Below are 7,036 nucleotides of genomic sequence, written 5' to 3'. Positions count from 1 at the left end.
CAGTTCGGTGACATTTTTGAGCCTCAGATCGTCATTGTCGGCTGACTGGGTGATCCCGCCAGGAAAGCCGCCGCCATCGTCAGCACCGGGCGCACTGTCGCCCTCAACAGGCACATAGTTGACCAAATCGAAGGTTTTACCCAGGTTGACCACAAAGGGATCTTTGCGCTGACCGGCGAAGACTTTACCCGTTGCAGCGCAGCCTGGCATCGTAAACTCATAGATGAACTGGTTGGCGTAATTGATATAGCCACTTTCGCTGCCAAAGGTTTTGGTGCCGATAAAATCCAGCGGCTTGTGAAATTCAGTCTGGCCTGTTGATACATTGGCGAGCTTGGTTGGCTGGCCATTTTGCTGCGGACCGCTGACCAGACTGAGCGTGTAGCTTTCGCTGAAATTTGCCGCACTCTGATCGGCATCACTGATACTGCCGACAACTTTTAACGGCACCGCCACAGATTGGGTTTCTCCGCTGTTGCCAATAGTAAGAGCGACGCCCATGTTGTTGTTCGGCAGTGCATTTTTAAAATTGAACTGAAAAGTCAGATCTTCAACCGCATCGCCGTCGTTATCAATGTGGATGCTGTAAACGGCAGCGGGATCCATGGCGAAGTAATTCGGGCCACCGTAGGCATCTTGCAGCGGTATGTAGTTGGCGATCAGGGTGACGTAATCCTCCCGGCCGCTTTCATAGCTGTTGAAGGCATAAAAGTCGGTGGAGTCCAGAGTAGGAAGCCGGGTGATGTTCGGTGCTTCCCGGTGGCTGGATGCAGAGGCGATGCCGGAGAGGCTCATCGCAATGACACTGACAACGAGTTTGGTATTCATGATTGGTCCTTGTTTGTTGTTGGTGCTCATTGAGTAAACGATTGGGGGCGGCAAATGGATGCAAAAAATTTGCTGTGCTGCAGAAAAAAGAGAAATCACCGGAGATATCAGGCAAATAACTTTGCCAGACTTTGATTCGCGGGTCAGTTCGACTAGTATGAGGCGTTGCATCGGTTGGAGGGATGAAATCAGGTTATGTCACGTATTCGAGAAAAAAATCAGGAAGTTATTATCAAGTTTGCGGGCCGACTGTTTGCGGAGCAGGGTTTTGCGGCAACCAAAGTGGCCGACATCGCCAAGCTGGCCGACGTCCCTAAGCCGAACGTGTATTACTACTTCAAGACCAAAGAAAACCTCTATCGTGCGGTGCTGGAGAGTGTGACTCAGCCATTGCTGGAAGCCTCCTGCCCTATTGAGCAGCTGGATGATCCGGTTCAGGCGCTCACCTCTTATATTCAGACCAAACTGCGGATTTCCCGTGATCACCCCTTCGCCTCCAAAGTGTTCGCCAACGAAGTGATGTCGGGTGCACCTTATCTGCCGTCAGATATCGGCGACGAGCTGCTGGCGCAGTCAAGAATGATCATTGCCAAGCTGGAGCGCTGGATTGAGAAGGGTGTGATGGCGCGCGTGTCGCCGCAGCATCTGATGTTTACGATTTGGGCATCGACCCAGACTTATGCCGATTTCAGCTGGCAGATTTGCAATGTGCTGGAAAAAGAAGCACTGGATGATCAGGATTTTGCCGATGCTGCAGAATTTCTGACGCAACTGGTGATTCGCGGCTGTCAGATAAAATCAGCCTGAAGCTGGTCAACCTCAAGTCACCGATACACTTGAAATCGCCGATACACTTTAAATCAATAAAAAAGCGCTTCCGCCCAACGAGGTAAATAGCGAAAGCGCTTGGGTGTTATCTATCCTGAACAAAGACGTTGTGAGTGATTTCGTTTACCGGCGCTGCTGGAATCGCTCGACCAGACGTTTTGCTGCCGCCTGATGACGGCTCAGCAATGCCGGTAAATCGACACCGATCACCCTGCCATCATGGACGCGCCATTGTCCTGCCACCATGACTCTGTCTGCCTGATGCGCACCACAGAGCACCAGTGCCGCCAGTGGGTCGTGTGCACCTGAGAAGCGGATCTCATCCAGACGGAACATGGCGATGTCTGCCTGTTTACCCACCTCCAGCGTGCCGAAATCTTCACGGCCCATGGCACGAGCTGACCCTGACGTTGCCCAGCGCAGGGCATCAAAATGGGTGACATCCGCCGAACCGTAACGCAGGCGCTGGATGTACAGGCCCATTCGCACTTCGTTGACCAGGTTTGAGCCGTCGTTTGACGCTGAGCCGTCAACGCCCAGTCCGACTTTCACGCCCGCCGCTTCCAGCTCTTTGTTGCGGCAGATACCGGAGGCCAGCATCATGTTTGATGACGGGCAGTGGCATATCCCGACTTCGGCCTGACCTAAACGGCGGATCTCTTCTTCGTTGAAGTGAATGCCGTGTGCCAGCCAGGTGCGGTGATTCAGCCAGCCGGTTTCTTCCAGATAATCAACCGGGCGCAAACCGAAACGCTCCAGACAGAAGTTTTCCTCATCAATGGTTTCACACAAATGGGTGTGTACCATGACATTTTCACGCTCTGCCAGACGGGCGGTTTCTTTCATCAGATCGGTGGTGACGGAAAATGGCGAACAGGGCGCCAGAGCAATCTGGGTCATCGCGCCATCACCGCGCTGGTGGTACTGACGGATCAGACGCATGCTGTCATCGAGTATGGTGTCTTCTTTCTGAATGGTATGACGGGGCGGCAGGCCGCCTTCGTCTTCGCCCAGGCTCATTGAACCACGGGTAAAAATAGAACGGATACCCAGTTTTTGTGCGGTCTCTACCTGGATATCAATGGCATGTTCCAGCCCGCGGGGGATCAGATAATGGTGATCCGAGGCGGTGGTACAGCCGGACATCATCAGCTCGACCAATGCCAGCTCAGTGGCGACCTGCATCATTTCTTCATCAAGGCCGGCCCAGACCGGGTACAAGGTTTTGAGCCAGTGGAACAGCTCTTTGTTCAGGGCATCCGGATAGGCGCGGGTCAGGGTCTGATAGAAATGGTGATGGGCATTGACCAGACCGGGGGTAATGACATGTTCACTGGCATCGATCACCTGATCGGGTCTGTTGGCTGGTTGAGCACCAAGAGGAACCAGCTCAATCACTTTACTGCCTTGAATCACAACGCCGCCGCGGGCATCCGATTCTGTGCTTGAGCCTGTGTAAATGGCTAAAGGGTTTTTCAGCCAGATGGTTTCCATTTTGTTTTCCTTAGCCTTCTCTGCCGTTGCCGAGGAGAAGGTCTTATGGGGTGGGGATCATAACGATCCCCGGGTTAATATGAGTGTGTTATTTATCTCTCTGTTCAGGATTGTTTTGCTGTTTCAATGTGTTGCTTCTTTTCCGCAGTTTCAGAGGTCTGAACCGGGAGCTCACTCTCTGCCTCATCATCTGCGGTTTCCTCGATGCTGTCGCTGACGGCGTTCTCAGGCAGGATCTGGTTCAGCAGTACAGTGACGATGGTGCCGGTAGTAATGCCTGAGTGGAACAGGTTCGCCAGATCGTGCGGCAGGTGCTGAACCAGGCGCGGTTCGATAGTCACTGCCAGACCGGACGCCAGACCGACGCAGATCACCAGGGCGTTACGTTTGGTGTCAGCCGCTTTGATCAGCATGCGGATACCGGCATAGGCAATCATACCGAACATGATGAAGCCGACACCGCCTAATACTGGTTTGGGAATGGTTACTGCCAGTGCAGCCAGTTTAGGGAACAGGCCACCCAGGATCAGCAGAGCACCGGTTGTTGCCACGACGTAGCGGCTGGCGACACCTGTGATACCCACGATCCCCACGTTCTGACTGAAAGAGGCCAGTGGCATTGCGGTCAGGAAGGCTGCCAGTGTGCTGCCCAGACCGTCACCCAGCAGACCGCGTTTCAGATCGTTACCAGACAGTTTGACTTTACAGTTGTTCGCCAGGGCCATGAAATCCCCTGTCGCTTCGGCAATCACCACTATGTATACCAGGCTCATGCTGACGATAGCCGACAGGCTGAAGCTCATGCCGTATTCCATGATAGCCGGGCTGCCCACCCACTCTGCGCGAGCGATCTGCTCCAGGTCAACCATACCCATTGACAGGGCCACCAGATAACCACCGGCCAGGCCGATAACAATGGCAGAGGCAGCGACGGCGCCACGGCAGTAAATAGACACCACGATAACGATTGCCAGCGAGATAAATGCTAAAAACAGCTTTGGCATAGTCGCGAACTGTTCACTGGTATTGGGCGCATCGCCCACCCAGTTCATGGCAACGGGCAGAATGGTCAGGCCGATCAGGGTTACCACTACACCGCTGACCACATTGGGAAACAGTTTGCGGATTTTATCCATGAAGAAGCTGGCTGCCACGACCACGAATGAGCCGACAAGTGCTGCCCCCATGATGCCGCCGACACCGTCAGCGTTACCTATGCTGATGGCCACACCCAGAAAACCGAAACTCGATCCCATCACAACGGGGAGACGGATACCGACAGGGCCAAAACCAAGACACTGAGCAATGGTGACAATACCGGAAGCGAGCAGAGCGGCGTTGATCAGGGTGACGACTTCATCGGTCGGCAGACCAATAGAGGTGCCGACAATTAATGGCACAGCGACGATGCCGCCGATGGAAGCCAGCATATGCTGGATAGCTAAGAGCAGGGTGATGCTGTGTGGTGGTCTCTGGTTTAGCGTATAGAGAAGTTTCATCGTTAGTTCTCCACAATTCATCCGATGAATTGGCTGCGTAGGGTTATAGGTTGTGTTCGCGTCTATGTTTTTATACGTATGTTTTTACTACGTATATTTTTATTAAATTGGATTTCATTAAGTATGCAGTGACCTGCCTCTGCCGTACGACAGAGGTAGGTATGCATTAAAGTATCGCTGTTTTGATAATTCGTTTTTATGGGTGTTGCATGTGTCTGTTTGTGATCAGAGGTACACCAGCTTGGCGACAAAAATCGCGGTCAGTATGTACATGCTGATTGAGACATCTTTGGTTTTGCCTGTGGCGACTTTGAGCACTGTGTAGGTAATGAAACCCAGTGCGATACCGTTGGCGATGGAGAAAGTCAGCGGCATCATCAGCGCTGTGATAGCGGCAGGTGCAGCGTCAGTAAAATCGTTCCATTTCACGTGCTGCATACTGCTCATCATGACGAAGGCAACGTAAATCAACGCGCCGGCAGTGGCGTAAGCCGGGATCATGCCAGCCAGTGGTGAGAAGAAGATTGCCGCGACAAACAGCAGACCGATCACTATGGCTGACAGTCCGGTACGGCCACCGGCCGCGACACCCGCTGCACTTTCTACATAACTGGTGACAGGCGGACAACCCACACAGGCACCTGCCACGCTGGCGATACTGTCAGCTTTCAGGGCTTTGCTCAGACCTTCAATTTTTCCGGTTTCTTTGTTTCTCAGGTTTGCCCGCTCAGCTACGCCCATCAGGGTACCGGCAGTATCAAACATGTTCACAAACAGGAAAGCCAGGATCACGCTGATCATAGAGATGTTCAGGGCGCCGGCAATGTCCATGGCGAACAGGGTCGGAGCCAGGCTCGGTGGAGTAGAAATCACCCCGTTGTAGTGGACCAGACCCAGCAGGATACCGATCAGGGTGACACTGAACATACCGATCAGCACGGCACCGAAGACTTTACGTTCACTCAGTACGGCAATGATCAGGAAGCAGATTGCAGCTAAAAGCGCCTGAGGCTGGGTAAAATCACCCAGACTGACCAGAGTGGCAGGGCTGTCTACCACGATACCGGCGGTTTTCAGGCCGATCAGTCCCAGGAACAGACCCACACCGGCTGTCATGGAAAAACGCAGGCTTTCAGGGATACTTTCGATGATCCATTCGCGGACTTTATAAAAACTCATCGCAACGAAAAGGATACCGGAAATGAAAACCGCCCCTAAGGCAACTTGCCAGCTGTAGCCCATTTCTCCCACCACAGTGAAAGAGAAAAAGGCGTTCAGCCCCATGCCCGGAGCCAGACCGACAGGCCAGTTTGCAAACAGGCCCATCAGCAAAGTGCCTATTGCAGCACCAATACAGGTAGCAACAAAAACCGCTTCGGCATCCATGCCTGAGGCCGACATGATCTGTGGGTTAACGAAAATGATATAAGCCATGGTGGCAAAAGTTGTAATCCCACCTACGATCTCATTTTTCACGCTGGTGCCGTGAGCTCTGAGTTTAAACAGGCGCTCTAACAGTGAAGCTGAACCAGCTTCAGAATGACCGAGCGTTTCTGTTTTAGAGTTGTTCATGACGACGCTTCCTTTTTTTGCCTGAATGACGATGTGTGCTGGTTGTTTTTTAGTGTTTCCAACTTCACCTGTCAGACAGGGCTTCCCTCTATGTTCCAGGCCGTCACTTGCTGAAAACCCTGCCGGCCGGGTAACGGCCGGAGACTGCGTGGTTTTTGAAGTGATAACTGCTTAGCCTGCACTCATTGTATACAATCTTCAAACTCTCTTGCTCGGTTCCCTGATCTGCATCTGACCTCAGGCCAGGGAACCCTCATTGTGCTACTTGTGTTCCGTTTTGGATCAGCTGCCCCGGTATGTGGAGAAGCTGTAAGGCGACACCAGCAGTGGCACATGATAGTGGCTGCCTGTATCTGCGATACCGAAACGGATGACTACATCGTCCAGAAAGGGAACTGAAGACAGTTCAACGCCTCTCTGGCGGAAGTAATGGGCAGTCTCGAATACCAGCTCATATTTACCGCTCTGGAACTCGCTTCCTTCCAGCAAAGGCTGGTCAGTTCTGCCATCAGAATTGGTATGCGTGGTTTTAACCAGAACGAAGTCTGTGCCTTCTTGACGATAAAGCGACACTTTAATTTCCGCTCCAGGTAAGCCTGAGGCTGTGTCAAGCACGTGAGTTGTCAGTTTTCCCATGGATAACCTCGCGCGTTGCGCTCCTTAAGTTGTACAGAAAATGGATTACTTCTTGCATACTTATTGTATGCCTTCTGATGTGTGATCCGTAATCAGTTCGCCACATTGTATTTAACTATGTACACAACTTTACCGATTAGTAAAGGCTTGTGTAACCGAAATGTTAACCCAAAAGTTAG

At 52.3% G+C, this 7,036-nt stretch carries 6 protein-coding genes; 1 reads left to right on the top strand and 5 read right to left on the bottom strand.

Annotation, left to right across the window (positions count from 1 at the left end):
• Positions 1–828, bottom strand: an 828-nt coding sequence (locus P0Y67_RS15530) for a DUF4331 domain-containing protein (protein ID WP_342392599.1), incomplete at its 3' end; no start/stop codon positions are given.
• Positions 829–1,023: 195 nt separating this feature from the next.
• Between P0Y67_RS15530 and P0Y67_RS15525 the strand changes: the two genes are divergently transcribed.
• Positions 1,024–1,635 carry a TetR/AcrR family transcriptional regulator gene (locus tag P0Y67_RS15525; protein WP_342392598.1) on the top strand — a complete coding sequence of 204 codons (612 nt, stop codon included), beginning with the start codon at positions 1,024–1,026 and terminating at the stop codon, positions 1,633–1,635.
• A gap of 144 nt (positions 1,636–1,779) precedes the next feature.
• Here the strand turns inward: P0Y67_RS15525 and P0Y67_RS15520 are convergent, their stop codons facing one another.
• The 4 genes from P0Y67_RS15520 to uraH form a co-directional block, all read right to left on the bottom strand.
• Positions 1,780–3,150 carry an 8-oxoguanine deaminase gene (locus P0Y67_RS15520; RefSeq protein WP_342392597.1) on the bottom strand — a complete coding sequence of 457 codons (1,371 nt, stop codon included), beginning with the start codon at positions 3,148–3,150 and terminating at the stop codon, positions 1,780–1,782.
• A 104-nt stretch (positions 3,151–3,254) separates the two neighbouring features.
• Positions 3,255–4,649 (bottom strand): nucleobase:cation symporter-2 family protein, encoded by a 1,395-nt coding sequence (locus P0Y67_RS15515; RefSeq protein WP_342392596.1) that lies wholly within the window; start codon positions 4,647–4,649, stop codon positions 3,255–3,257.
• Positions 4,650–4,874: 225 nt separating this feature from the next.
• Complete coding sequence (locus tag P0Y67_RS15510; protein ID WP_342392595.1) at positions 4,875–6,221, bottom strand: NCS2 family permease; 1,347 nt, start codon at positions 6,219–6,221, stop codon at positions 4,875–4,877.
• Between the two features lie 282 nt (positions 6,222–6,503).
• Positions 6,504–6,857, bottom strand: a complete 354-nt coding sequence (uraH, locus tag P0Y67_RS15505; protein WP_342392594.1) for a hydroxyisourate hydrolase — start codon at positions 6,855–6,857, stop codon at positions 6,504–6,506.
• Between the last annotated feature and the right edge of the window lie 179 nt (positions 6,858–7,036).

This window comes from Photobacterium sp. SP02 (assembly GCF_038519165.1).
Lineage (GTDB): Bacteria > Pseudomonadota > Gammaproteobacteria > Enterobacterales > Vibrionaceae > Photobacterium > Photobacterium halotolerans.
This window is presented reverse-complemented; position numbering and strand designations above follow the sequence as displayed.

What these genes read in the sequence shown, in the direction of transcription:
- P0Y67_RS15525 (WP_342392598.1), top strand. Translation starts at nt 1,024, where the DNA reads ATGTCACGTATTCGAGAAAAAAATCAGGAAGTTATTATCAAGTTTGCG.
- P0Y67_RS15520 (WP_342392597.1), bottom strand. Translation starts at nt 3,150, where the DNA reads ATGGAAACCATCTGGCTGAAAAACCCTTTAGCCATTTACACAGGCTCA.
- P0Y67_RS15515 (WP_342392596.1), bottom strand. Translation starts at nt 4,649, where the DNA reads ATGAAACTTCTCTATACGCTAAACCAGAGACCACCACACAGCATCACC.
- P0Y67_RS15510 (WP_342392595.1), bottom strand. Translation starts at nt 6,221, where the DNA reads ATGAACAACTCTAAAACAGAAACGCTCGGTCATTCTGAAGCTGGTTCA.
- uraH (WP_342392594.1), bottom strand. Translation starts at nt 6,857, where the DNA reads ATGGGAAAACTGACAACTCACGTGCTTGACACAGCCTCAGGCTTACCT.